Genomic DNA, 23,993 nt, shown 5'->3' with positions numbered 1-23,993 from the left:
GGCGGGGTGCGACCTCGTAGGATGGAGCCATGCGCTTCCTGCCCGGACAGTCCCCCGCGACCGACCTCACCTACGGCGACGTCTTCCTCGTCCCGTCGCGCTCCGAGGTCGCGTCGCGCTTCGACGTCGACCTCTCCTCCGCCGACGGCACGGGCACGACGATCCCCGTCGTCGTCGCCAACATGACGGCCGTCGCGGGGCGCCGCATGGCGGAGACCGTGTCGCGGCGCGGCGGCATCGCGATCATCCCGCAGGACGTCCCGACCGACGTCGTGGCGGACGTCGTCGCGGACGTCAAGTCCAAGGACCCCGTCATCGAGACGCCCGTCGTCGTCGGCCCGCACGACACCGTCCACACCGCCCTCACGCTCATCGGCAAGCGCGCGCACGGCGCCGCGGTCGTCGTGGACGGCGGGCGCCCGGTCGGCGTGGTCACGGAGGCCGACTGCGCCGACGTCGACCGCTTCACCCAGGTCCACCAGGTGATGACCGACCACCCCCTCGTCCTCGACGCCTCCGTGCTCGACGGCGGTCGGGCCGGGCTCGAGGCGGCCTACGAGCAGCTCCACACCGCGCGCCTCAAGGTCGCGCCCGTGACGCGCGACGGCGCGCTCGTCGGCGTCCTCACGCGCAAGGGCGCGCTGCGCTCGTCGGTCTACGCGCCCGCGCTCGACGACGCCGGGCGCCTGCGCGTCGGCGCCGCCGTCGGGATCAACGGCGACGTCGCGGCGAAGGCGAAGGAGCTCCTCGCGGCCGGGGTGGACGTGCTCGTCGTGGACACGGCGCACGGCCACCAGGCCAAGATGCTCCAGGCGCTCGACGCGGTGCGCTCGGTGGGCCCGGACGTCCCCGTCGTGGCGGGCAACGTCGTCACGGCCGACGGCGTGCGCGACCTCGTCGCGGGGGGCGCGGACATCGTCAAGGTGGGCGTGGGGCCGGGCGCCATGTGCACCACGCGCATGATGACGGCCGTCGGCCGCCCGCAGTTCTCCGCGGTGCTGGAGTGCGCCGCCGCGGCGCGCGAGCTCGGCAAGCACGTCTGGGCCGACGGCGGCGTGCGCCACCCGCGCGACGTCGCCCTCGCGCTCGCCGCGGGCGCCTCGCAGGTGATGATCGGGTCGTGGTTCGCGGGCACCTACGAGTCCCCGGGCGACCTGCACGACGACGGCACGGGCCGCCTCTACAAGGAGAGCTTCGGCATGGCGTCGGCGCGCGCCGTCGCCGCCCGCACCGCGGGGGGCTCGCCGTTCGACCGCGCGCGCAAGGCGCTGTACGAGGAGGGCATCAGCTCGAGCCGCATGTTCCTCGACCCGCAGCGGCCCGGCGTCGAGGACCTGCTCGACCAGATCACGTCCGGGCTGCGCAGCTCCGCGACCTACGCCGGGGCGTCGAGCCTCGCCGAGTTCGCGGACCGCGCCGTCGTGGGCGTGCAGTCGGCCGCGGGCTACGAGGAGGGCCGCCCGCTCCCGGTGAGCTGGTGACGACCCCGCCCGAGGCTGCGCGCGCGCAGCTCGCGACCCTCGCCCGGGACGGCGGTGCCTGGCCCGAGCCGTGGCGCCACGCCGTCGGCACGCTGCGCCCGGACGCGCGCGACGCCGCCGTGCTGCTGCTCTTCGGCGTCCTCGACGGGGTGCCCGCGGAGCACCCGGGTGCGGCCGTCCCCGCCGACCTCGACGTGCTCCTGCTCGCGCGCGCGACGACGCTCGGCCACCACCCGGGCCAGGTCGCGTTCCCGGGCGGCCGGCTCGAGCCCGACGACGACGGCCCGGTGGGCGGCGCGCTGCGCGAGGCCGAGGAGGAGACGGGTCTCGACCCGGGCGGCGTCGAGGTGCTCGGCACGCTCGGCCGGCTGCCCGTGCCGGTGAGCAACCACGTCGTCACGCCCGTGCTCGGGTGGTGGGCCCGGCCCACCCCGGTCCGCGCCGTCGACGCCGCCGAGTCGGCCCACGTGTTCCGGGTCCCCGTGGCCGACCTCCTCGACCCCGGCCGGCGCCGCACGGTGACGGTCCGCCGCGACCGCCGGGTGCACAAGAGCCCCGGCTTCCTCGTGGAGGCCGACGGGCGCGCGCACCTCGTCTGGGGCTTCACCGGCGGCATCCTCGACGCGCTGTTCGACCGGCTCGGCTGGACCGAGCCGTGGGACCGGACGCGCACGCTCGACGCCCCGCTCTGACGGCCCGCCCGCCCCTCGGTGGCCGTACCCCGCGTCAGCCGGGCGCGAGCGCGCGGGCGAGCAGGTCGACCAGCGCGCGGGCCGTCGCCGACCCGCCGTGGTCCGGGTTGAACTCGACCAGCGTGACCGCGACGAGGTCCGGGTCGGAGACGACCTCGCGCACGACGCGCTCCAGCTCCGCGGGGACGAGCCCGCGCCCGAAGACGGGCACGTCGGCCGCGGGCAGCGCGAAGAAGTCGAGGACGTCCACGTCCACGTGAAGCACGAACGGCCCGCTGCCCACGCCGTCCACGGCACGACGCGCCGCCGCCTCGGGGCCCGCGGACACCTCGGCGGCGGGGACCCGGGTCGCCGCGACGCGGCCGTCCTCGTCCTCCTCGGCGTCGGAGAAGCCGAGGAACGCGAGCCGTCGCGCGTCCAGGAGCGGTCGTCGCGCCCCGACGGCGCTCAGCTCCGGGCTCGCGCCCGGGAGGCCGAGGAGGTGCGCGACGCCCGTCGCGTCGGCGATGGGCTCCTCGGGGTGCGACGCGACCGTGAAGAGGTCCTGACCGCCGTCGACGTAGACCAGGCCGCAGTCGTCGTGCACGTCCACGGCTGCGGCGACGACCCCGAGCGTCACGGTGCACTCGCCGCCGAGCACGAGCGGCACACGACCCGCTCGGAGCTCGCGCCCCACCGCCTCGCGGACGCGACCGACGCCCACGGCGACGCGCTCGACGTCGTTCAGGCGCCCGGGCTCGTGGCGCGCGCGCCAGCGGGCCATCTCGACGTCGCCCTGGTCGACGACCGCGAGCCCGCGCCCCCGCAGCGCGTCCGCGAGACCGGCCGCGCGCAGCGCCGACGGCGCCTTCTCGAGACCGGGGCCGTGGGCCGCCGCGCTCGACGGGACGCCCAGGACCGACCACGACCGCTGTGTCATGCGACCGACGCTACGCCGGACTCCCGACACCCGCGCAGGGCCTGGTGGAGAACGGCGACGGCGCGCCCACCCCGGCCGGGGTGGACGCGCCGTCGGGACGCGCGTGCGTGTCAGGCGACGAGCGAGCGCAGCACGTACTGCAGGATGCCGCCGTTGCGGTAGTAGTCCGCCTCGCCCGGGGTGTCGATGCGCACGACGGCGTCGAACTCGACGCTCGTGCCGTCGGGCTTCGTGGCGGTGACCTTGACCGTCGACGGCGTGGTGCCGTCGTTGAGCGCGGTGATGCCCTCGATGTCGAAGGTCTCCGTGCCCGCGAGGCCGAGCGACTCGGCGTTCTCGCCCGCCGGGAACTGCAGCGGGAGGACACCCATGCCGATGAGGTTCGAGCGGTGGATGCGCTCGAAGCTCTCCGTGATGACGGCCTTGACGCCCAGGAGCGCGGTGCCCTTGGCCGCCCAGTCGCGCGACGAGCCGGAGCCGTACTCCTTGCCGCCGAGGATGACGAGCGGGGTGCCCTGCGCGGCGTAGTCCTGCGCGGCGTCGTAGATCGTGTCCTGCGCGTCCTTCACGAAGTTGAAGGTGTAGCCGCCCTCGACGTTGTCGAGGAGCTGGTTGCGCAGGCGGATGTTCGCGAACGTGCCACGGATCATGACCTCGTGGTTCCCGCGGCGCGAGCCGTAGGAGTTGAAGTCGCGGCGAGCGACGCCGTGCTCCGCGAGGTACTTGCCGGCCGGCGAGTCCACCTTGATGGCGCCCGCAGGGCTGATGTGGTCGGTCGTCACGGAGTCGCCGAGCTTCGCGAGCACGCGCGCGCCGGAGATGTCCGTGACGGGCGCCGGCTCCATGCCCATGCCCTCGAAGTACGGGGGCTTGCGCACGTAGGTCGACTCGGTGTCCCACGCGAACGTGTCGCCCTCGGGCGTCTCGAGCGCGCGCCAGCGGTCGTCACCCGTGAAGACGTCCGCGTAGTCCTTCGTGAACATGTCGCGGTCGATCGACGCGTCGATCGTCGCCTGGACCTCCTCCGGGGAGGGCCAGATGTCCTTGAGGAAGACCGGCTCGCCGTGCGGGTCGGTGCCCAGGGGCTCTCCGTCGAAGTCGAAGTCCATCGTGCCGGCCAGCGCGTAGGCGATGACGAGGGGCGGCGACGCGAGGTAGTTCATCTTCACGTCGGGGTTGATGCGGCCCTCGAAGTTGCGGTTGCCCGAGAGGACCGAGACGACCGAGAGGTCGTGCTCGTTGACCGTCGCCGAGATCTCGTCGGCGAGCGGGCCCGAGTTGCCGATGCACGTGGCGCAGCCGTAGCCGACCAGGTGGAAGCCGAGCTTCTCGAGGTACGGCCACAGGCCGGCCTTCTCGTAGTAGTTCGTCACGACCTGCGAGCCGGGCGCCATGGACGTCTTGACCCACGGCTTCGACGCGAGACCGCGGTCGACCGCCTTCTTCGCGAGCAGGGCCGCCGCGAGCATGACCGACGGGTTCGACGTGTTGGTGCACGACGTGATCGACGCGATGACGACGTGCCCATGGTCGAGCTCGGTCGTCGTGCCGTCCTCGAGCGTGACCGGGACGACCTTGTGCGGGCGCTTCGCGCTGTCGGCGTGGCCCGGCGCGACCGGCTGGTCGGACGGGTCGTCGTGCGCGGCGGCGGCGATCGGGTCGGACGCCGGGAACGTCTCCTCGACGGACTCGTCGAGACCCGTGAACGGCGCCGCCTCCTGGGCGTCGACGTAGTCGAGGATCGCGGACGCGAACGACTCCTTCGCCTCGCCGAGCTCGATGCGGTCCTGCGGGCGCTTCGGGCCGGCGATCGACGGGACGACCGTCGAGAGGTCCAGCTCGAGGTACTCCGAGAAGACGGGCTCGACGTAGCCGTCGGCCTCGGGGTCGAGCCACAGGCCCTGCTCCTTGGCGTACGCCTCGACGAGCGCGAGCTGCTCGTCGCTGCGGCCCGTGAGGCGCAGGTAGTCGATCGTCACGCCGTCGATCGGGAAGATCGCGGCGGTCGAGCCGAACTCGGGGCTCATGTTGCCGATGGTCGCGCGGTTCGCGAGCGGCACCTGGGCCACGCCCGCGCCGTAGAACTCGACGAACTTCCCGACGACGCCGTGCTGGCGCAGCATCTGCGTGATGGTGAGCACGACGTCCGTCGCGGTCACGCCCGCCGGGATGGAGCCGTTGAGCTTGAAGCCCACGACGCGCGGGATGAGCATCGAGACGGGCTGGCCGAGCATGGCCGCCTCGGCCTCGATGCCGCCGACGCCCCAGCCGAGCACGCCGAGGCCGTTGACCATCGTCGTGTGCGAGTCAGTGCCGACGCACGTGTCCGGGTAGGCGCGGAGCACGCCGCCGACCTCACGGGTCATGATGGTGCGCGCGAGGTACTCGATGTTGACCTGGTGCACGATGCCGGTGCCCGGGGGGACGACCTTGAAGTCGTCGAAGGCCGTCTGGCCCCAGCGCAGGAACTGGTAGCGCTCGTGGTTGCGCTGGTACTCGAACTCGACGTTGCGCTCGAACGCGTCCGAGCGGCCCGCGACGTCGATCTGGACCGAGTGGTCGATGACCATCTCGGCCGGCGCCAGCGGGTTGATGCGCGACGGGTCGCCGCCGAGCTCCGCGACGGCCTCGCGCATCGTCGCGAGGTCCACGACGCACGGCACACCGGTGAAGTCCTGCATGATCACGCGCGCCGGCGTGAACTGGATCTCGGTGTCCGGCTGCGCGTCCGGGTCCCAGGACGCGAGCGCGCGGACGTGGTCCGCGGTGATGTTGGCGCCGTCCTCCGTGCGCAGGAGGTTCTCGGCGAGGATCTTCAGGCTGTACGGGAGGCGCTCGACACCCTCGACGGCGGAGAGGCGGAAGATCTCGTACGAGTTCTCACCGACCTCCAGCGTTCCCTTCGACCCGAACGTGTCGACGCTGCTCACTCGTAGCTCCTTCGTGGCGAGACGGTGGCACGGATGCCATGGTTCAGGGGGCTTCGCCCAGACTACGCCGGGCCGGTGCGCCGCTCCGGCCGCGTCCCGGAGGACGGGCGGGGCGGTGGTCGGCGGCTCGTCCACGACCCGCTGCGACCTGCACCGCGACCAGCATACCCCATATATCTTGACGTCAAGATATATGGGGTAGGCGACGGCTCAGAGGTCGCAGTCGCACAGGACGTTGAGCTCGACGACCTGCTCCCCCTCCTCGGGCCGCGCCCACGCCTCCGCCTCGGCGCGCGACGCGAAGCTCCGGCCCGCGAGCCGCCCGTTCGGCATCAGGACGCCCACGCCGACGACGTCCCGGACGTCGTCCGGACCGTCGCCGGGCCCGTCCTGGTTCGCCGCCCGGACGTCCGTCCGGGTACCCGTCGCCGCCGTGCTCGTCATGCGCGCCTCACCGTCCGTCCTCGCAGGGGTCTCCCCCTCATCATGCGCCCGGGGCAGCACGCCCGCGTCGCCACGCGGTCAACGCGTGAGGACCGCCACCGCCTCCAGGTGGTGGGTCATGGGAAAGAGGTCGAACGCGCGCAGCGAGGTGAGCCCGTAGCCGTGCTCCGCGAGGTACGACACGTCGCGCGCGAGCGCGGCCGGGTCGCACGCGACGTAGACGACGCGCGACGGCTCGCGGCCCGCGACGGCCTCGACGACGGCGCGCCCGGCACCGACGCGGGGCGGGTCGAGCACGACGACGTCCGCGCCGCTCCCGTCCTGGGCGAGCACCTGCTCGACCGGCCCGTGCCGCAGCTCGACCCGGTCGAGCCCGTGCGCGTTGCGCCGGGCGTCGCGCACGGCCCGCTCGTCGCCCTCGACCGCGAGCACGGTGCCCGCGTTCCCGACGGCGGCCGCGAGCGGCGACGTGAACAGCCCGGCCCCCGAGTAGAGGTCGAGCACGCGCGCGCCGTCGACGTCGCCGACGCCGTCGAGCACCGCGCGCGTCAGGGCGGCGGGCGCCTCGCGGTGGACCTGCCAGAACCCGTCCGCGGCGACCCGGTACGTGTGCTCGCGGTCGCCGAGCACCACGCGCTCGGTGACGCTGCGCCGCGCGTTGGGCCGGTGGTCGGGCGACCCCCCGCGCCAGGGCTCGCCGTCGACGAGCAGGACCGGCGCGGACCCGACGGGCGCGACGAGCTCGATCCGGGTGCCCGGGCGCCACGAGCGGGTGAAGACCTTCTCGTGGGCCGCGAGGTCGGCGACGTCCTCGCTCGCGAGCGGCATCGCGTCGAGCGGGACGACGGTGTGCGAGCGGAAGCGGTGCATCCCGGCGCGGCCGCCGCCGTCGGCCACGAGGTCCACGCGCGTGCGGTAGGCGAGGCCGCCGCGCTCGTCGTCCCCCGGCAGACCCTCGACCTCTACCTGAGGGTGAAGATCGTCCAGGTCCACGTGCGCGAGGCGGCGCAGCTGCTCGGCCAGGACGTCGCGCTTCCACCGCCGCTGCGCGCCGAGGGCGACGTGCGCGAGCTCCCCGCCGCCCACGCCGCCCGGTCCCGCCTCGGGCCACGCGGACGTCACGCGGTCGGGCGACGCCTCGAGGACCTCGATCGCGTCGGCGCGCCAGAACTTCGCCGCGTCGCCGCCCTCGGTGACGCGGGCGCGCACGCGCTCGCCCGGCAGGGCGTGCCGCACGAAGACGACCCGGCCCTCGTGCCGTGCCACGCAGTGACCGCCGTGCGCCACCGGGCCGACCTCGAGCTCGACCTCGACCTCAGGTCGAGGGAGCACGCGCGGCGACTGCCGGGTCTGCCGGCCGGGTCGGCGGCCGGACCGGCGGGGCGCGCGCTCGGGACGACCCGCGCCGGGGTCGGACGGTCGGTCGGAGGGCACGGCAGGACCACGCGAGGAGGACGGCATGCCCCCAGTATCCCGGACTCTCCCGCGCGCTCACCCCGCACTCTCCCCCGGGCTGCCGCCGGCCCCCCGCCGCGGACGCGCGAAGGCCCGGCCCCGACGTCGGGACCGGGCCTCCTCCGGGAGTCGCGCCGGCGCGATCAGTACCCCGTGAAGCGCTGGCGGAAGCCCTCGCCCTCGAGCCCGGTCTGCCCCTCCGTCGACGAGAGCTGCCACGGCACCGACGCCACCACGACGCCCGGCGTGAAGAGGAGCCGGCCCTTGAGGCGCAGCGCGCTCTGGTTGTGCAACAGCTGCTCCCACCAGTGCCCGACGACGTACTCCGGGATGTAGACGACCACGAGGTCGCGCGGGGACTCGCGGCGGACCGACCGCACGTACGACAGCACGGGGCGCGTGATCTCGCGGAACGGCGAGTCCAGCACGCGCAGCGGCACCGGGAGGTCGAGGGCCTCCCACTGCCGCATGAGGTCCTCGACGTCCTCGGCGTCGACGCCGACGGTGACGGCCTCGAGCACCGACGGCCGCGACGCCCGCGCGTACGCGAGCGCCCGCATCGTCGGGCGGTGGATCTTCGAGACGAGCACGATCGCGTGCACGCGGCTCGGCAGCGCGCGGGCGGCCGCGGCGTCGTCGCCGAGCGCGAGCTCGTCGCGCACCGTGTCGTAGTGCTTGCGGATCGACTTCATGAGCACGAAGACGATCGCCATCGCGAGGATCGCGATCCACGCGCCATGCGTGAACTTGGTGAGGAGCACGATCACGAGCACCGTGCCCGTCATGCCGAGGCCCACGGTGTTCACGACGCGCGAGCGGCGCATGCGGGACCGCTCGCGCGGCTGGTGCTCGGTGCGCAGCGCGCGCGTCCAGTGCCGCACCATGCCCAGCTGGGACAGCGTGAAGGACACGAACACGCCCACGATGTAGAGCTGGATCAGGCGCGTCACCTCGGCGTCGAAGGCCCAGATGAGCACGATCGCCGCGACCGCGAGCGTGATGATCCCGTTCGAGAACGCGAGACGGTCGCCGCGCGTGTGGAGCTGGCGCGGGAGGTAGCCGTCCTTGGCGAGGATCGAGCCGAGCACCGGGAACCCGTTGAACGCGGTGTTCGCCGCGAGCACGAGGATGAGCCCCGTCACGGCGGACACGACGTAGAACAGGATCGGGGCGCCGCTGAACACCGTCTCCGCGAGCTGCCCGATCACGGGGTGCTGCACGTAGTCGACCGGGAGCGGCTCGCCGTTGAGCGAGAGCTGCGCGTGCGGGTCCTCCGCGTAGTGCACGCCCGTCGCCCGGGCGAGGAAGAGGATGGAGAGCATCATCGCCGCCGAGATGCCGCCCAGCAGGGCGAGCGTCGTGGCGGCGTTGCGCGACTTGGGCTTGCGGAACGCCGGCACGCCGTTGCTGATGGCCTCGACGCCCGTGAGGGCGGCGCAGCCGGACGCGAACGCGCGCGCCACGAGGAACGCGCCCGCGATGCCCATGAGCCCCTGGTCGAACCCACTCTCCGCCGTGAGCTCGAACTCCGCGCTCTCCGCCGGGCCGAGGTTGCCGGTGACGTACTGGAAGAAGCCGACGACCGCCGTCGTGCCGATCGCGAGCATGAAGAGGTAGACGGGGATCGCGAAGAAGGTGCCCGACTCCTTCACCCCGCGCAGGTTGACGAGCGTGAGCAGCACGACGAGCCCGATCGCGAACGGCGCCTCGTGGTCGCGCAGCGCGGGGATCGCGCTCGCGGCGTACTGGGCGCCCGAGGAGATCGACACCGCGACCGTGAGCACGTAGTCGACCATGAGGGCCGAGGCGACGCCGACGCCCGCCGTCGGGCCGAGGTTGACCGTCGCGACCTCGTAGTCGCCGCCGCCCGACGGGTACGCCCGCACGTTCTGGCGGTACGACGCGACGACCGTGAGCAGCACGACCACGACCGCGAGACCGACCCACGGCGAGATCATCGTCGCGCTGAGGCCCGCGAGCGCGAGCGTCAGGAGGATCTCGTCCGGGGCGTACGCGACGGACGAGAGCGCGTCGGACGCGAACACGGGCAGCGCGACGCGCTTGGGGAGCAGCGTGTGCCCCAGGTGCTCGGAACGGACAGGCCGTCCGAGCAGCAGCCGCTTCGCGGCATCAGCGATCTCCGACACGAGGCCACATGCTATGCCCGACGGCGCCCGGTCGCGCTGGTGCGCGCTCGCGGGCCCGGCGGGCGGTAGCGTTCGGTGCGTGCACTTCGTGATCATGGGCTGCGGGCGCGTCGGTGCGACGCTCGCCCAGTCCCTCGAGTCGAGCGGCCACTCGGTCGCCGTCGTCGACCAGAACCCCGACGCGTTCCGGCGCCTGCCCGCGGAGTTCACGGGCAAGAAGGTGACCGGCGTCGGCTTCGACCGCGACACGCTCGTGCAGGCCGGGATCGAGGACGCGTACGCGTTCGCCGCCGTCTCCGACGGCGACAACTCGAACATCCTGTCCGCGCGCGTGGTCCGCGAGACGTTCGGCGTCGAGAAGGTCGTCGCGCGCATCTACGACCCGCAGCGCGCCGAGATCTACCAGCGGCTCGGCATCCCGACCGTGGCGACCGTGCGCTGGACCTCCGACCAGGTGCTGCGCCGCATGCTCCCGTTCGGCGCGACCGACGAGTACCGCGACCCGTCCGGGCGCGTGCGGCTCGCCCAGGTCGACTTCCACCCCGGCTGGATCGGCCGCACCGTGCGCGCCATCGAGGACGCGACCGAGGCGCGCGTCGCGTTCGTCAGCCGCTTCGGCGACGGCGTCCTCGTCACCGACCGCACCGTCCTGCAGGAGAACGACGTGCTGCACGTGCTCATGGACGACGAGCGGGCCGCCGTCGTCGAACGCAAGCTCACCCACGCACCGAAGGTCGAGGCCGAGTGATGCGCGTCGTCATCGCCGGAGCGGGCTCCGTCGGCCGCTCGATCGCCCGCGAGCTCCTCAGCCACGACCACGAGGTCATGCTCGTCGACAAGCAGCCCGCGGCGATGCGCGTCGCGCAGGTCGCGGACGCCGACTGGCTCCTCGCCGACGCGTGCGAGCTGTCGTCGCTCGCCGAGGCGAAGGTCGACGAGTGCGACGTCATCGTCGCCGCGACGGGCGACGACAAGGTGAACCTCGTCGTGTCGCTCCTCGCCAAGACCGAGTTCGGCGTGCCGCGCACGGTCGCGCGCGTCAACAACCCGAAGAACGAGTGGATGTTCGACGAGTCGTGGGGCGTCGACGTCGCCGTGTCCACGCCGCGCATCATGACGGCGATGGTCGAGGAGGCCGTCGCCGTGGGCGACCTCGTGCGCATCTTCACGTTCCACCAGTCCGGCGCGGACATCCTCGAGGTGACGCTGCCGCCGTCGTCGCCGCTCCTCGGTCGCCGCGTGGGCGAGGTGCGCTGGCCGGCGGACACCGTGCTCGCGGCGATCGTGCGCGGCACGCGCCCCATCGCGCCGAGCGCGGACGACACGCTCGAGGTCGGCGACGAGCTCCTGCTCGTCACGGGGAACGAGGCGGACGAGGGCGCGCTCGCGCGGCTGCTCGCCGGCGAGGGCGAGGACGGCCCGACGGCGCCGGACGCGCCCGTCGAGGCTCCCGAGCTCGGCGGCGACCTGCTCTGACGGCGCGGCCCGCGCGACGGCGCGGCCCGCGCGACGGTGCAGCCTGGGCGACGGGGCGGCTACGCCGCGGGCCGCGGCCCGGCGGTCGCGGGGCGGCGCACCAGGATCCACGTGAGCCACAGCACGAGGGCCCACAGCGGGATCCCCATGACGAGGCGCGCGGTGCCGAGCCAGCCGACGTCGCCGTCGAGGTAGAGCGGCACCTGGACCGCGAGACGCGCTCCGAAGAGCCCGATCCACAGCCACGTCGCGGCGGTGTAGCGGCGCACGAGCGCGCGGTCCGACCGCCACGCCCGCGCCCAGCGGGCGAACGCGCCGGGCTCCCCCGCGCTCCCGGCCGCCGGCTCGGCGGGCTGCGGCGCAGGAACGTCCGCGCCCTCGCGGTGCTCGCCGTCGGTCGCGTCCGCCGTCGTGCCGGCGGACGCCGTCCCCACGCCGAAGCCGCTGCGGAAGCCCTCCACGACGAGCCCGACGAGCGGCCAGCGGACCACCACGGACACGAGGAGCGCGACGAGGTACGCGGCGTTGGTCCACAGGCCCCACGCGAAGTAGTCCTGCGCCTCCCCCGAGCGCCACGCCCACAGGACGCCGATGCCGACGCCCAGCAGTCCGCCGAACGCCTGCGTCACGGGCGTGCGCTGGACGAGGCGCGCGACGACGGCCACGAGGGCGGCCGCGACGGACGTGACGAGCGCCCAGCGCAGGTTGGTCGTCGCGACGTAGACGACGACGAACACGAGCCCGGGCGCGACGGACTCCACGAGCCCGCGCACGCCGCCGATCGCGTCGGCCACCGAGAAGTCCTCGCCTGCGAGGGCGCGCACGCCGCGGGCGCGGCCGTCCTCGGGCGCCGCGACGTCGTCGACGACCGTCTCGACCACCTCGGCGTCGTGCGCGACGGGCTCGGGCACGCGTCCCGGGTCGGGGCGCCCGCCCACGGGGCCGCCGGTCGCGTCGCTGCTGCTCGTCATGTCGTGGCGTCCTCGGGGCTCGGGTGGGTGGCGCCGGCGGGAGGGCCGGTGCGGCCGGGTCGGGTGCGCAGGATCGTACGGCACGGCCGTCCACGACGGCCGCCGGGCTCACTCCCCCGGCTTGGCCAGCAGCTCGTAGCGCGGGTTGAAGATGGTGCGGCGGCCGTCGACGTCGCACACGAGCCCTTCGACGAGCGCGCGGCGCCCGGGCTCGATGCCCGCGATCCGGCGGCGCCCGAGCCAGACGAGGTCGACGACGCCGGACCCGTCGAAGAGCTCGACCTCGACGGTCGGCACGCCCTCGCGCGGGCGGAGCACGACGGACCGCAGGACGCCGGAGATCTTCGCGCGGCGGCGGTTCGGCAGCTCGGCGACGGCACGGCAGCCCTTCTGCCGGGCCGCCTCGGTGCGCTCCTCGTCGGCCGCGAGCTCCTCTTGGGAGGCGAGCGCGGTGCGCCAGGCGTCACGCAGGGTGGGGACCATGTCAGCGTATCTCCGTGATCTCCGGCCCACGGGTCAGCGGGTCGAACGACGGCGTCTCGGGGGCACCGGCCGGGGTCGGTGCCGGGGCGGCCTCCGGGCCCTTGCCCGGCAGGTGCAGGGTGAGCAGGTCGCGCGGCGGGCGCGGGTTCTGGTCACGCACGACGACGATGTTCGCGAACACGGTCTCGAGCAGACGCGCCTCGGCCGGGTCGACCGCGGCCTTGCCGGTGAGCACGCCGCGCAGGAACCAGCGCGGGCCGTCGACGCCCACGAAGCGCGCGGGCCGCACGCCCGGGCGGCCGTCCGGCGTCTGCGCGGGGATGCGCGCGAGCAGCTCGCGCCCGAACGGGCCCGGCAGGTCGTCGACCGTGCCGCCCTGCTTGGTGACGGACGCCGCGATCTCGCCGCGGATCTCGTCCCAGATGCCCTCGGTGCGCGGCGCGGCGAACGCCTGCACCTGGAGCCCGGAGCCGCCGACCGCGCACGCCACGCCCGTGATGCGCTGCGTCTTCTTGTCGACCTCCATGCGCAGCTCCATGCCCGGCACACCGGGGAGCCACACCGCGCCGAGGTCGAGGCGCGGGCCGCGCTCGGGCACCTGAGCGGAGTCGTACGGGCCGCGCGCGGGGGCCTCGGCGGCCGCCTCCGGGGCGGGCGCGCCATCGCCGACCTGCTCGGACGTCGTGCCCGACGGCTCGGGCGACTCGGCCGGCTCGGACGACCTGGAGCGACGGAACAGACCCACGGACGAACTCCTTCACCTGCCCGGCACTCGGCCGGGTCTCCTCACGGGGCGCTCGCCCCGCACTGATTCCACACTAGCCCGCGCAGCGGCGGCCCGGGTGCGCTGGTCAGGGTGCGGGCGTCCAGCCGCCGCTCGACCCGAACCCGCCCTCGCCGCGGTGCGAGCCGGGCAGGCGCTCGGCCTGCACGAACCGCGCCCGCTCGACCTTCTGGACGACGAGCTGCGCGACCCGGTCGCCGCGCCGCAGCACGACGGGCTCCCGCGCGTCGGTGTTGAGCAGCGTCACCTTGATCTCGCCGCGGTACCCGGCGTCCACGGTCCCCGGCGCGTTGACGACCGTGAGGCCGTGCTTCGCCGCGAGACCTGAGCGCGGGTGCACGAACGCCGCGTAGCCGTCGGGCAGCGCGATCGACACGCCCGTCGGGACCACGGCGCGCTCCCCCGGCGCCAGCTCGACGTCGACGGTCGTCACGAGGTCCGCGCCCGCGTCGCCCGGGTGGGCGTAGGCGGGCAGGGGGACGTCGTCGAGGAGCGTGATGAGGACGTCGACGTCGCCGGTCGGGGGCTGCTGGTGGTTCGGCACCCGCAGAGCCTAGTGCGCGCGGCGCGCTGCGAGCACGTCGGCCGCGGTGCGCGGGGCTGGGATGATGGACCCATGACCGACGCCGCCGACCGCAGCACCCCGTCCTCGACCCGCGGAGCCGCCGGGACGCCCGGCACCGCGAGCCCGGCCTCCTACCGCGAGCGCCTCGTCCCGGGCGTCGGCGGCTGGGCCGCGGCGCTCGGCTTCGCGCTCGTCCTCGGGATCGCCCTGTGGCCGGCGAGCCACGCCGTCGCCCTCGGGGTCGGCGGCCTGGCCGCCGTCGCGGGCGTCGTCGCGCTGTGGTGGACGTCGCCGGTCGTCGAGGTCGCCGACGGCGAGCTGCGCGCGGGGCGGGCCCACGTCCCGGCGTCGCTGCTCGGCCAGGTGACGACGCTCGACGCCGACGCGATGCGCGTCCAGCTCGGCCCCCGCCTCGACGCGCGCGCCTACGTGTGCCTGCGCGCGTGGGCGCGCACCGGGGTGCACGTCGTGCTCGAGGACCCGCAGGACCCGACGCCGTACTGGCTCGTCTCGACCCGGCACCCGCAGCGCCTGGCGGACGCGGTCCGCGCCGCGCACGCCGCCTGAGCAAGGGCGCTCGCACGCGGCAGCGGGTCGTCCGCTCGACCGCGCGTCAGCCGGTCCCCGCGAACGATGACGGCCGCCGCCCCGGGGAGGGGGCGGCGGCCGTCGGCCGTGGTGCGCGGCGGGTCAGGCAGCGCACTCCGAGCAGATCTGCTGGCCGTTCTTCTCGTAGGCGAGCTGGCTGCGGTGGTGCACGAGGAAACAGCTCGCGCACGTGAACTCGTCCGCCTGACGGGGAAGGACCCGGACGGAGAGCTCCTCGCCGGACAGGTCGGCACCGGGCAGCTCGAAGCCTTCGGCCGCCTCGGTCTCGTCCTCGTCAACGACGCCCGAGCTCTTGTCGGAGCGACGAGCCTGGAGCTCCTGGAGCGAGTCCTCGCTGAGCTCCTCTTCACTCTTGCGGGGGGCGTCGTAGTCTGTTGCCATCTGTGGGGTCACTCTCCGGAATATCGTCGATCGCGACTGTGCGCGTCCGGACCACCGGCGACGGCCGGTCGTGCCGGGCGGCACGGGTGCGGGGTGCGGGGGCACCCCGTGACGTGTCGTGCCCCGAGGGGGTTCGTGGCACTGCACGCTCATCAATGCGCGGCGCACCGGAATTGTTCCCGGTGGGCCCCCGGATTCTGCACCATTTCCCTGAGTGATGCACCCTGTGGCCGGGCACCCGCCCGGGTGTCGTTGGTCACGGGTGCACGGCGCCCCGTCAGGAGTCGGAGTCCGCTCCCGCGTCCTCGAGGAGCCGGACGAGCCGCGCGACCGCCTCGGGCGGTCCCGCGACCGTCATCTCGCGGTCCGCGGCGCGGCCCCGCAGGCCCGTCACGAGCGCCCCGGCCTCGTGCGCGACGAGCGCTCCCGCGGCCATGTCCCACGGGTTGAGACCGCGCTCGTAGTAGAGGTCGAGCTCGCCCGTGGCGACGAGGCACAGGTCGATCGCGGCCGAGCCGAGGCGGCGGATGTCGCGCACCTGCGGCAGCACGTCGAGCAGCACGCGGGCCTGCGCGCGGCGACGGTCGGCGTCGTACCCGAAGCCCGTGCCCACGAGGCACTGGCCGAGGTCGGTCTCGGCGTTGACGTGCACGGGCCGGCCGTCGAGGGTCGCCCCCGCTCCCAGCCCCGCCGTCCACGTGCGGTCGTCGACGACGGAGTGCACCGCGCCGGCGAGCACCGTCCACTCCAGCGGGTCCGGCGGGCCGACCACCGCGGCGACCGACACCGCGTACGAGGCGACGCCGTAGAGGTAGTTCACCGTGCCGTCGACGGGGTCGATGACCCACGTGACGCCCGACGTCCCGGCCGAGGCGCCCTCCTCCTCGCCGAGGATCGCGTCGTCGGGGCGGGCGGCGGCGATGCCGCGGCGCAGCAGCGCCTCGGAGTCGGCGTCCATCCGCGTCACGACGTCGGTCGCGGTCGACTTCGTCGCGGCCACCTCGACCCGGTCGGGACGGCCGGAGCGGACCAGCTCGCCGGCCTCGCGCGCGAGGCGCTCGGCCAGGTCGCGCAGGTCGGCCACGGTGACGTCGTCGGGCTGCCGGGGGTCGTCGATGAAGAGGCGCACGGCTCACATCCTGCCCGACCCGCGGCCTGTCCGGCGACCCTCCCACGGGCCGGGCGCGGACCAGCCGAGGCGCAGCGAGACGAGGCGGAAGCCGAACACGAGCGCGAGGACCGCCGCCTGCGAGAACGGGCCGAGCAGTCCCGCCTCGGCGAGCGCCGCGGTGAGCGCGGCCCCCGCGAGCGCCGGGATGGCGTAGAGCTGCTTGTCCTGGAACAGCAGCGGCACCTCGTTGGTCAGCAGGTCGCGCAGGATGCCGCCCCCCACACCCGTGAGTACACCCGCGAAGACCGCGGCGAGCGGGCCGACGCCGTACTCCAGGGCCTTCATGGTCCCGGACAGCACGAAGAGCGCGAGGGCGCCGGCGTCGAGCACGATGATGCTGCGCCGCAGCCGCTCGAGCCGCGGGTGCCAGAAGAACGTGACGACGCCCGCGAGCGCGGCGACGGCCACGAGCCGCCAGTCCGAGATGCCGACGGGCGGGATGGCCCCGATGAGGACGTCGCGCAGGAGCCCGCCGCCCAGTCCCGCGGCCCACGCGAGCACGAGGACGCCGACGAGGTCGAACCGCTTGCGCACCGCGGCGAGCCCGCCGGACAGCGCCGCGAAGAACACGCCGCCGAGCTCGAGGGCGTCGCCGGGCACGAGGTCGAGGATCACCCCCGCATCATCCCAGCCGCGGCCCGCCGGGGCCGGGCCGGGGCCGGGCCGGCCGGTGCGAATGGGCGGCACACCGCGCGTGCTGCGCCGCTCGGGGATGGGACGATGGCACCCTCGAGGGAGCGGTGGCGCGGGCGTCGCGGTCCACGGCGCACGGCGGTCCGGCACGCGGCCGGCCCCGGGCGATCGGGACGGCACGCGAGCGGCACACGAGCGGCACCGCGAGCGCCACCGGGCGCGGCGACACGGGAGGGTCCATGGACGAGCTGGAGCTGGTGAGACTGCACGAGGACGGGGAGCACCTCGTCCTGCGCGCGACGGGTGGCGCGCAGTTCGTGCTGCCCATCACCGAGGCGCTGCGCGCGGCCGTACGGCGCGACCGCCCGCACCTGGAGCACCTGCGCGCCGAGGGCGAGCGCAACCTCGCCCCGCGCGAGATCCAGGCCCGGCTGCGGGCCGGGGACTCCGTCGAGGCGGTCGCCGAGGCCGCGGGGCTCGGGGTCGAGCACGTGCGCCGGTTCGCCGGGCCGGTCGTCGCCGAGCAGGAGTACGTCGTCGAGCGCGTGCGCGGGCTGCGCCCGGGGCACGACGAGGACTCCCCGACGGTGGGCGAGCTCGTCGCGCAGCGGCTCGCCGCGCGCGACGTCGACGCCGCAGCGGTCGCGTGGAGCGCGGCGCGCGCGCACGGCTCCCCGTGGGTCGTGACGGCGACGTTCGAGGCCGGCACCGGCGAGCGGACGGCCCGCTGGACCTACGACCCGGCGACGCGCGCGCTCCAGGCGCTCGACGACGAGGCCCGCTGGCTCTCCGGGACGGACGCCCCGCGCGACCCGGCGCCGGGGGCCGTGGCGGTGTTCGACGTGGACGCGACCGCGCGCGGCGCCCGCGGCCTGCGGGCCGCACCGCCCGCCGACGACGGGACGGCCGAGCTGCTCGACGACCTGAGCCAGCGGCGCGGCGTGCGCCCGCGCAAGGACCCGGCGCCCGCGGGCGACACCGTCGGGCAGGAGCCGTTCGAGGGCTTCGGCCCGCTCGCCCCGGGGAACCGTGAGCAGGACGAGGACGAGGGCGGGTTCTCCGGCGGCCTGCCCGCGGGCGCGACCGTGGTGCACCTGCCGACGATCCGGCCCCCGCAGGGCCCGGTCGCCGCCGACGTGTCCGAGGACGGCCCCGACGAGCCCGGGCGCCCGGAGACCGATCCGTCCGGGGAGGCTGGCACGGAGGGCGACGCCCCGTCGGCCTCCGACGTCGACGGCGCCTCGAGCACGGTGCGGCCCCCGGCCGCGCGCGAGGTCCGCAAGGGCAAGAACCGGTCGCGCGCGAAGGTCCCGAGCTGGGACGAGATCGTGTTCGGGGCCCGCCCCGAGTGACGGCCGCGGCGCGTCAGCGCGGCAGGTCGAGCGGCAGCCCGTCCTCTGTCGCGTGCCGGCGCGCGACCGCCGTCGTCATGCGCCGCATGTGGTGGCGCCGGCACAGCACCTCGTAGCCGATCTCCCCCGAGCCGGCCCGGACGTCCCCGACGACGACCTGGTCGCCCTCGACGACCATGCGCCCGTCCACCGTGCGCGCGTTGTGCGTGGCGCGGCGTCCGCACCAGCACAGCGACTCGACCTGGAGGACCTCGACCCGGTCCGCGAGCTCGATGAGGCGTGCGGAGCCCGGGAACAGGCGCGTGCGGAAGTCGGCGGTGATGCCGAACGCGAAGACGTCGATCTCCGTCTCGTCGACGAGGCGTGCGAGCTGCTCGACCTGCGTCGGGGAGTAGAACTGCGCCTCGTCGCACACCAGGTAGTCCACGGGCACCGGCTCGGCGGTGACGAGCGTCCAGAAGTCGGTGTCGTCGTGGACCTCGCGCGCGACGACCTCGAGCCCGAGGCGCGAGGAGAGGCGGTCGGACCCGGCGCGGTCGTCGCGCGAGAAGATCAGCCCGCGGCGGCCGCGCGCGGCGTGGTTGTGGTCGAGCTGGAGCGCCAGGGTGGACTTGCCGCAGTCCATGGTCCCGGAGAAGAAGACGAGCTCTGCCATCGGCGGTCCTCCGCGAGGTCGGTCGGTGCGTCCGCGCCGGGTGGCTCCGGCGCGACGGGGCGCGGTCGGTCAGGTGGCCGCGACGAGCAGCGGCACGCGCATCTCGCGCTCGGTGAGCGAGCCGTGCACGCCCACGAGCGTGAGCGACGCGGGCGTCTGGGTGCGCGAGTCGACGACGGTCGCCCGCCCTCGCAGCGCGACCATCAGGTCGCCGGCGGCGGCGACGGCCTCGGGCCGGGGGTCGGGCCCGAGGAATCCCCGGGCGAGCACCTCGTCCCGCTCCAGCACGAGCGCGTCGTCGCCGAGGACGTCGCGCCAGCGCGCGGCGACCGCCGCCGTCTGGCCGGGCTCCGTATACACGTGGACGGCGCGCGGCTCGCCGCCGACGAGCTCGACGCCGCGGGCGAGCGCGGGGTCGGTCGCGACGTCGCGGCGCAGCGCCGGGACGACGTCGACCATGCCGTGGTCCGCGGTGACGAGCACGAGCGTGCCGCGCGGCACCGACCGCACGAGGCGCGCGAGCTCGCGGTCGAGCGCCTCGAGCTCGTCGCCCCACTGCCACGACGCGCTGCCGTGGTGGTGGCCCGCCTTGTCCACCTCGCCCCAGTAGAGGTAGACGAGACCGGGCCGGGACAGCGCGCGGACGGCCGCGTCGACGCGCCCCGCCAGCGGCTCGGCGGACGCGTACGTGCCGCCCCGCAGCGCGGCGACCGTCATGCCCGACCCGGCGAACCGGGCGGGGCCGGTGGAGGTCACCGCGACGCCCGCCCCGGCCAGGCGCGCGAGCACCGGCTCCTCGCGCTGGAGCTCGGCGGGCGCGGGCGCGCCCTCCCACGACACCATGTTGGCGAGGCCGCGCGTCACCGGGTTGCGCTGCGTGTACCCGAGCATGCCCGTGCGGCCCGGCGCGGCGCCCGTGCCGAACGCGCCGATCGCGGCGGCGGTCGTGCTGGGGAACGTCGAGGTGAGGGGCCGGGCGTCGGGCAGGAGCGAGCGCAGGAACGGGGCGTGCCCCGCGCGCTCGGCGAGGTTGAGGTGGCCGAGGCCGTCGACCAGCACGACGCACACGCGCTCGGCGCGCGGCAGGTCGAGCGCGCCGCGCGCCGTCTCGCTCACGAGCCCCGTGGCGGTCGTCAGGCCGACGCCGAGCGCGCCCGCGGCGGCGGGCAGGACGGCCGCGAGGCCGTGCGTCCCGTACTCCGGCGCGAGCAGGCCCGGAGGGAGCGCCGGGTCGGCGACCGGGGCCGGCGCGCCCGCGGGTGCCTCGCTCACCGGGCGCTGTGCCGGGTGGTCGAGCGCGACAGGGCCCGCGCGAAGTCCACCGCGGCCCGGACGGCGTCGCGGCCCTCCGCCTCGGCGCTCACGCGGACGACGACGTCGTCGGGCGTGATCTGACCGGTGAGCCCGTGGTCGGCGTCGCACGCGGGGTCGGGGCAGCCGGCGGGCTCGAGGTCGACGCGCGAGACCGCGCCCCAGCCGAGCGCGAGCGTGACCTCGAGCGGCGCGGCGCCCGCACGGTGCTCGTGCGGCTCGGCCACGACGTGCGTGAGCGAGACGGACCGCACCTCGGACAGGGGCACGGCCTCGGTCGTGGCGGCGGCGGAGGCCGACGGGTTCTCGCTGTCCGCCGGGTGGTCGTCGACGTGCGCCGTGACGAGACGCGTCGGCGTGAGGACGAGCACCGTGAGGTGGCGGCGCACCTCGGTCGCGTCGAACGTCGTCTCCGGGAGCACGAGGTGCGAGACGATCTCCTCCCCCGCGACCGCGAGGTCGAGGACGTCCGCGACGAGCTCCGGGTAGTAGCCGGCGCGGTGGAGCTGGGTCGTCAGGTCGGTCCAGGCGTTGGAGGTAGCAGAGGGCACCCGCGCATTGTCCCATCCGGCGCCGGGCCGGGGCCACCCGCCGTCGGGGGCCCGGGCGGGTCGCGGCCGGTCCGTCAGCCCGGCAGGGCACGCCGGAGCGCGTCGGCCCGCTGGGCGTCGGCGAGCGTGACGCGCGCGCTGAGGACCGCGGCCCCGTGCTCCGAGACGACGACGGGGTACAGCTCGAGGCTGCGGACCTCGGGCAGGTCGTCCGCGAGCACGGACACGCGCGCCAGGACGTCCTCGAGCGCGGCCGTGGCCACCACGTGCGTGCCCATGTAGCCGAACAGGCGCGGCGCGGCCCGCACCGAGCGGACCATCGCCGCGACGTCGACGTCGGTCAGGGGCGGCACGCCGTACGCGACGTCGCCGAGGAGGTCGACGGCGTCGCCCGCGAGCCCGAACGAGACGACGGGCCCGAAGAGCTGGTCCTCGGTCGAGCGGACCACGCACGCGACCCCGGCGTCGGCCATCGCCTGGACCTCGAACGGCTCGTCGGCGGCGCCCGGCAGCACGGCCGCGAGCGCCTCGCGCATCTGCGCGAAGTCCGTGCGCAGCTCGGTCTCGTCCGCGATGTCCAGCCGCACGCCCCCGAGGTCGGCCCGGTGCCGCAGGCCTGCCGCGGTGCTCTTGAGCACCACGGGCCAGCCGACCTCGCGCGCCGCCTCGACCGCCTCGTCGGCGGTCCGCACCCGGCGCGCGGGCCAGACCCGCACGCCGTAGCACGCGAGCAGCTCCGCCGTCGTCGTCGGGTCGAGGTCGACGGCGTCCTGACCGGCGAGCGCTTCCTCGACGAGCGCGCGCGCCCGCACCGGGTCGACGCCGGCCGGCCGCACGGGCGTGCCGTGGTCGGCCTCGCGCCAGCGCGCGTAGCGCACGACCGCGCCGAGCGCGGCGACGGCGTCCTCCGGCGTCGAGTAGGCGGGGACGCGCACGGGGGCCGCCCCGCTCTGCGCCCCCGGGGCCGGGGCCGAGAGCTCGTCGGTGAGGCCGTGCAGGCCGAGCATGCTCGCCACGGTCGTGCGGCCCGTGCGGGCGGCCGCGTCCGCGACGGCGCGCGAGACGTCCGCGCGCCGGGGCCCGACGACCGGGACCTGCACCACGACGACGACGTCGCACGCGTCGGGCGCGTAGAGCGCGTCGACCGTGGCGGCGAGCTCGTCGGCGGACGCGTCCTCGGGCAGGAAGTCCGAGCGCGCGACGACGAGCCCCGCCGAGGAGGACGCCTCGGCGACGAGCGCGGCGAGCGACGCGGAGCTCGCGAGGATGCCGACGCGGCGCCCGGCCGGGAGCGGCTGGTGCGCGAGGAGCTGGGCGATGTCGATCATGTGGTGCGTGTTCTCGGCGCGGATGACGCCGGACTGCCGCAGCATCTCCTCGAGCGTCCGCCGCGGCGCGCGCGTCGAGCGGACCGCGTGCCCGGGCGGCACGACGTGCCCTGAGCGCCCGGCCGTCACCACGACGACGGGCTTGACCGACGCGAGGCGGCGCGCGATGCGGGAGAACTTGCGCGGGTTGCCGATGGACTCGAGGTAGAGGCACACGACCTGCGTCGCGGCGTCGTCCTGCCAGTACTGCATGAGGTCGTTGCCCGAGACGTCGGCGCGGTGCCCGGCGGACAGGAACGACGACACGCCCAGGCCGCGCCGCGCCGTCGTCGCGAGAAGCGTCACGGCCATGGGCGCGGACTGGCTGAACAGGCCCACCACGCCGGGGGCCGGCAGGTCGTGGGCGAGGGTCGCGGCGAGCGCGGGGCGGTCGGGCGCGTCGCTTGTGCGCAGCAGCCCGTAGCTCGCCGGCCCGACGACGCGCAGGCCCGCCGTGTGCGCGACGCGCAGGAGCTCGCGCTGCAGCGCGAGCCCGTCCGGACCCGTCTCGGCGAAGCCGGCCGACAGCACGACGACCCCGCGCACCTCGAGGCGCGCGAGCCGGCGGACGGCGTCGATCGCCGCGGGCGGGGGCAGCGCGACGACGGCGAGGTCGACGGGACCGGGCACGTCGGCGAGGGTCGCGGACCACCGCTCCTCCCCCGGGCCGCGCGCGGCCCCCACGACGTGGACCGTCACGTCGCTGCGCTCGAGCGCGGCGAGCGCGCGCTGCGCGAGCAGGCGGTCGAGGGCCTCGCCGTCGTGCTCCGCGCCCGCGTCGGCCGGGGCGTCGGGGCCGACGAGCACGACACTCGTGGCGCCCAGCAGCCCCTGCATGCTCCGGGCCTCCGCGCGGTGCTCGCGGTCGGCCATGACGGCCCGGGACCGCTCCGTGGGGTCAAGGTCGACGCTGACCTGGACGAAGCCGTCGTCCATCTGCTGGCGCACGTCGTACCCCGCCTCCCGGAACACCGCGAGCATCTTGCCGTTCTGGGGCAGCACCTCGGCCGTGAAGCGGCGCACGCCGCGCTCGCGCGCCGCCGCGGCGACGTGCTCCAGCAGCACGGAGCCCAGGCCCCGGCCCTGCGCAGAGTCGGCGATGTTGAAGGCGACCTCCGCCTCGGCGGGGCCGGTGCGGTCGAACCGCGCGACGCCGATGATGTCCTCGCCGCCGTCCCCGGGGGCGCCGTCGCGCGGGCGCACCGCGACGAGCGCGACGCGGTCCACGTGGTCGACGCGCGTGAAGCGCTCGAGGTCGCGCTCGGACAGCCGCTCCATGGGCGCGAAGAACCGCAGGTAGGTGGATCGCTCGGACTGGCCGACGTGGAAGCGCTGGAGCGCGTCGGCGTCCTCGGGGCGGATGGGGCGCACGTGCGTGGTGGTCCCGTCGCGCAGCACGACGTCGGCCTCCCACTCCACCGGGTACCGGTCCGGGTCCCGCCCCGGCGCGCCGTCGTCCACGACCCCAGGCTATGCGGTCGCGCGCGCGGTGCGCCTGCGCCACCCCGGCCCGAGCCGGGAGGACAATGGTCCCGGCAGGCGGTCCCGGCACGTGCCGTGGCAGGCGCCGTGGCGCCGCGTGTCGGACCCGTGGCGTACCCTCGCGTGCGGCACGC

Annotated in this window: 22 protein-coding genes; 6 read left to right on the top strand and 16 right to left on the bottom strand. The window is 75.4% G+C overall.

What is annotated here, in order from left to right; genetic code table 11:
* Positions 1 to 29 precede the first annotated feature (29 nt).
* Both GWJ10_RS12295 and GWJ10_RS12290 read left to right on the top strand, forming a co-directional pair.
* Complete coding sequence (locus GWJ10_RS12295; protein WP_163187763.1) at positions 30 to 1,481, top strand: GuaB1 family IMP dehydrogenase-related protein; 1,452 nt, start codon at positions 30 to 32, stop codon at positions 1,479 to 1,481.
* Positions 1,478 to 2,173, top strand: coding sequence for a CoA pyrophosphatase (locus GWJ10_RS12290; protein ID WP_241005786.1), 696 nt, complete (start codon positions 1,478 to 1,480; stop codon positions 2,171 to 2,173). Before GWJ10_RS12295 ends, GWJ10_RS12290 begins: the two co-directional genes overlap by 4 nt.
* A gap of 34 nt (positions 2,174 to 2,207) precedes the next feature.
* Here GWJ10_RS12290 and GWJ10_RS12285 read toward each other — a convergent pair whose 3' ends face one another.
* The 5 genes from GWJ10_RS12285 to GWJ10_RS12265 all read right to left on the bottom strand — a co-directional run bounded on the left by GWJ10_RS12285 (position 2,208) and on the right by GWJ10_RS12265 (position 10,068).
* On the bottom strand, positions 2,208 to 3,092 hold the full coding sequence (locus GWJ10_RS12285) for an arginase family protein (protein ID WP_163187761.1): 885 nt from the start codon (positions 3,090 to 3,092) through the stop codon (positions 2,208 to 2,210).
* 110 nt (positions 3,093 to 3,202) lie between these two features.
* Positions 3,203 to 6,022, bottom strand: coding sequence for an aconitate hydratase (locus tag GWJ10_RS12280; RefSeq protein WP_163187759.1), 2,820 nt, complete (start codon positions 6,020 to 6,022; stop codon positions 3,203 to 3,205).
* 210 nt (positions 6,023 to 6,232) lie between these two features.
* On the bottom strand, positions 6,233 to 6,466 hold the full coding sequence (locus tag GWJ10_RS12275; protein WP_163187706.1) for a hypothetical protein: 234 nt from the start codon (positions 6,464 to 6,466) through the stop codon (positions 6,233 to 6,235).
* Positions 6,467 to 6,544: 78 nt separating this feature from the next.
* Positions 6,545 to 7,798, bottom strand: coding sequence for a TRAM domain-containing protein (locus tag GWJ10_RS12270; protein WP_241005785.1), 1,254 nt, complete (start codon positions 7,796 to 7,798; stop codon positions 6,545 to 6,547).
* 266 nt (positions 7,799 to 8,064) lie between these two features.
* Positions 8,065 to 10,068 carry an APC family permease gene (locus GWJ10_RS12265; RefSeq protein WP_043654622.1) on the bottom strand — a complete coding sequence of 668 codons (2,004 nt, stop codon included), beginning with the start codon at positions 10,066 to 10,068 and terminating at the stop codon, positions 8,065 to 8,067.
* Positions 10,069 to 10,162: 94 nt separating this feature from the next.
* Here GWJ10_RS12265 and GWJ10_RS12260 point away from each other — a divergent pair, with 94 nt between their 5' ends.
* Positions 10,163 to 10,816, top strand: coding sequence for a TrkA family potassium uptake protein (locus GWJ10_RS12260; RefSeq protein WP_031316042.1), 654 nt, complete (start codon positions 10,163 to 10,165; stop codon positions 10,814 to 10,816).
* Entirely contained in the window at positions 10,816 to 11,544 is a 729-nt protein-coding gene (locus tag GWJ10_RS12255) for a TrkA family potassium uptake protein (protein ID WP_051028145.1), read from the top strand. Before GWJ10_RS12260 ends, GWJ10_RS12255 begins: the two co-directional genes overlap by 1 nt.
* 59 nt (positions 11,545 to 11,603) lie before the next feature.
* On the opposite strand, the gene GWJ10_RS12250 is transcribed toward GWJ10_RS12255, so the two are convergent.
* The 4 genes from GWJ10_RS12250 to dut form a co-directional block, all read right to left on the bottom strand.
* Positions 11,604 to 12,515 (bottom strand): DUF3159 domain-containing protein, encoded by a 912-nt coding sequence (locus GWJ10_RS12250; protein WP_163187755.1) that lies wholly within the window; start codon positions 12,513 to 12,515, stop codon positions 11,604 to 11,606.
* Between the two features lie 108 nt (positions 12,516 to 12,623).
* Complete coding sequence (locus GWJ10_RS12245; RefSeq protein ID WP_034652381.1) at positions 12,624 to 12,998, bottom strand: OB-fold nucleic acid binding domain-containing protein; 375 nt, start codon at positions 12,996 to 12,998, stop codon at positions 12,624 to 12,626.
* A 1-nt stretch (position 12,999) separates the two neighbouring features.
* Positions 13,000 to 13,743: a DUF3710 domain-containing protein gene (locus GWJ10_RS12240; RefSeq protein ID WP_061268206.1), complete on the bottom strand. Its 744-nt coding sequence runs from the start codon at positions 13,741 to 13,743 to the stop codon at positions 13,000 to 13,002.
* A 106-nt stretch (positions 13,744 to 13,849) separates the two neighbouring features.
* Positions 13,850 to 14,332 (bottom strand): dUTP diphosphatase, encoded by a 483-nt coding sequence (dut, locus tag GWJ10_RS12235; RefSeq protein ID WP_163187935.1) that lies wholly within the window; start codon positions 14,330 to 14,332, stop codon positions 13,850 to 13,852.
* Positions 14,333 to 14,398: 66 nt separating this feature from the next.
* On the opposite strand from dut, the gene GWJ10_RS12230 reads away from it, so the two are divergent.
* Positions 14,399 to 14,914, top strand: coding sequence for a DUF3093 domain-containing protein (locus GWJ10_RS12230; protein WP_163187753.1), 516 nt, complete (start codon positions 14,399 to 14,401; stop codon positions 14,912 to 14,914).
* A gap of 123 nt (positions 14,915 to 15,037) precedes the next feature.
* On the opposite strand, the gene GWJ10_RS12225 is transcribed toward GWJ10_RS12230, so the two are convergent.
* The 3 genes from GWJ10_RS12225 to GWJ10_RS12215 form a co-directional block, all read right to left on the bottom strand.
* Positions 15,038 to 15,337 (bottom strand): DUF4193 domain-containing protein, encoded by a 300-nt coding sequence (locus GWJ10_RS12225; RefSeq protein ID WP_021483601.1) that lies wholly within the window; start codon positions 15,335 to 15,337, stop codon positions 15,038 to 15,040.
* A gap of 277 nt (positions 15,338 to 15,614) precedes the next feature.
* Complete coding sequence (locus GWJ10_RS12220; RefSeq protein WP_241005784.1) at positions 15,615 to 16,466, bottom strand: inositol monophosphatase family protein; 852 nt, start codon at positions 16,464 to 16,466, stop codon at positions 15,615 to 15,617.
* 3 nt (positions 16,467 to 16,469) lie between these two features.
* Positions 16,470 to 17,123, bottom strand: coding sequence for a TRIC cation channel family protein (locus GWJ10_RS12215; protein WP_061268208.1), 654 nt, complete (start codon positions 17,121 to 17,123; stop codon positions 16,470 to 16,472).
* A 257-nt stretch (positions 17,124 to 17,380) separates the two neighbouring features.
* On the opposite strand from GWJ10_RS12215, the gene sepH reads away from it, so the two are divergent.
* Entirely contained in the window at positions 17,381 to 18,493 is a 1,113-nt protein-coding gene (gene sepH, locus GWJ10_RS12210; RefSeq protein WP_163187751.1) for a septation protein SepH, read from the top strand.
* A gap of 13 nt (positions 18,494 to 18,506) precedes the next feature.
* Here sepH and GWJ10_RS12205 read toward each other — a convergent pair whose 3' ends face one another.
* The 4 genes from GWJ10_RS12205 to GWJ10_RS12190 all read right to left on the bottom strand — a co-directional run bounded on the left by GWJ10_RS12205 (position 18,507) and on the right by GWJ10_RS12190 (position 23,838).
* On the bottom strand, positions 18,507 to 19,148 hold the full coding sequence (locus GWJ10_RS12205; protein ID WP_061268210.1) for a thymidine kinase: 642 nt from the start codon (positions 19,146 to 19,148) through the stop codon (positions 18,507 to 18,509).
* A gap of 69 nt (positions 19,149 to 19,217) precedes the next feature.
* Positions 19,218 to 20,420, bottom strand: coding sequence for a nucleotide pyrophosphatase/phosphodiesterase family protein (locus GWJ10_RS12200; protein WP_163187749.1), 1,203 nt, complete (start codon positions 20,418 to 20,420; stop codon positions 19,218 to 19,220).
* The gene (locus tag GWJ10_RS12195; RefSeq protein WP_043652060.1) at positions 20,417 to 21,010 is read right to left on the bottom strand and encodes a DUF5998 family protein; all 594 of its coding nucleotides are present in this window, start codon (positions 21,008 to 21,010) and stop codon (positions 20,417 to 20,419) included. The genes GWJ10_RS12200 and GWJ10_RS12195 overlap by 4 nt, the downstream gene beginning before the upstream one ends.
* A 74-nt stretch (positions 21,011 to 21,084) precedes the next feature.
* Positions 21,085 to 23,838, bottom strand: a complete 2,754-nt coding sequence (locus GWJ10_RS12190; RefSeq protein ID WP_163187747.1) for a GNAT family N-acetyltransferase — start codon at positions 23,836 to 23,838, stop codon at positions 21,085 to 21,087.
* Positions 23,839 to 23,993 lie beyond the last annotated feature (155 nt).

The organism is Cellulosimicrobium sp. SL-1, assembly GCF_011033075.1.
GTDB classification, from domain to species: Bacteria; Actinomycetota; Actinomycetes; order Actinomycetales; family Cellulomonadaceae; genus Cellulosimicrobium; species Cellulosimicrobium funkei.
The sequence above is the reverse complement of the archived record's forward strand: the minus strand, read 5'-3'. Positions and strand labels throughout refer to the sequence as shown.

Excerpts from the sequence above, each read along its gene's own strand:
- GWJ10_RS12295 (WP_163187763.1), top strand. The coding sequence starts at position 30 with ATGCGCTTCCTGCCCGGACAGTCCCCCGCGACCGACCTCACCTACGGC.
- GWJ10_RS12285 (WP_163187761.1), bottom strand. The coding sequence starts at position 3,092 with ATGACACAGCGGTCGTGGTCGGTCCTGGGCGTCCCGTCGAGCGCGGCG.
- GWJ10_RS12275 (WP_163187706.1), bottom strand. The coding sequence starts at position 6,466 with ATGACGAGCACGGCGGCGACGGGTACCCGGACGGACGTCCGGGCGGCG.
- GWJ10_RS12260 (WP_031316042.1), top strand. The coding sequence starts at position 10,163 with ATGGGCTGCGGGCGCGTCGGTGCGACGCTCGCCCAGTCCCTCGAGTCG.
- GWJ10_RS12255 (WP_051028145.1), top strand. The coding sequence starts at position 10,816 with ATGCGCGTCGTCATCGCCGGAGCGGGCTCCGTCGGCCGCTCGATCGCC.
- GWJ10_RS12250 (WP_163187755.1), bottom strand. The coding sequence starts at position 12,515 with ATGACGAGCAGCAGCGACGCGACCGGCGGCCCCGTGGGCGGGCGCCCC.
- GWJ10_RS12245 (WP_034652381.1), bottom strand. The coding sequence starts at position 12,998 with ATGGTCCCCACCCTGCGTGACGCCTGGCGCACCGCGCTCGCCTCCCAA.
- GWJ10_RS12230 (WP_163187753.1), top strand. The coding sequence starts at position 14,399 with ATGACCGACGCCGCCGACCGCAGCACCCCGTCCTCGACCCGCGGAGCC.
- GWJ10_RS12225 (WP_021483601.1), bottom strand. The coding sequence starts at position 15,337 with ATGGCAACAGACTACGACGCCCCCCGCAAGAGTGAAGAGGAGCTCAGC.
- sepH (WP_163187751.1), top strand. The coding sequence starts at position 17,381 with ATGGACGAGCTGGAGCTGGTGAGACTGCACGAGGACGGGGAGCACCTC.
- GWJ10_RS12205 (WP_061268210.1), bottom strand. The coding sequence starts at position 19,148 with ATGGCAGAGCTCGTCTTCTTCTCCGGGACCATGGACTGCGGCAAGTCC.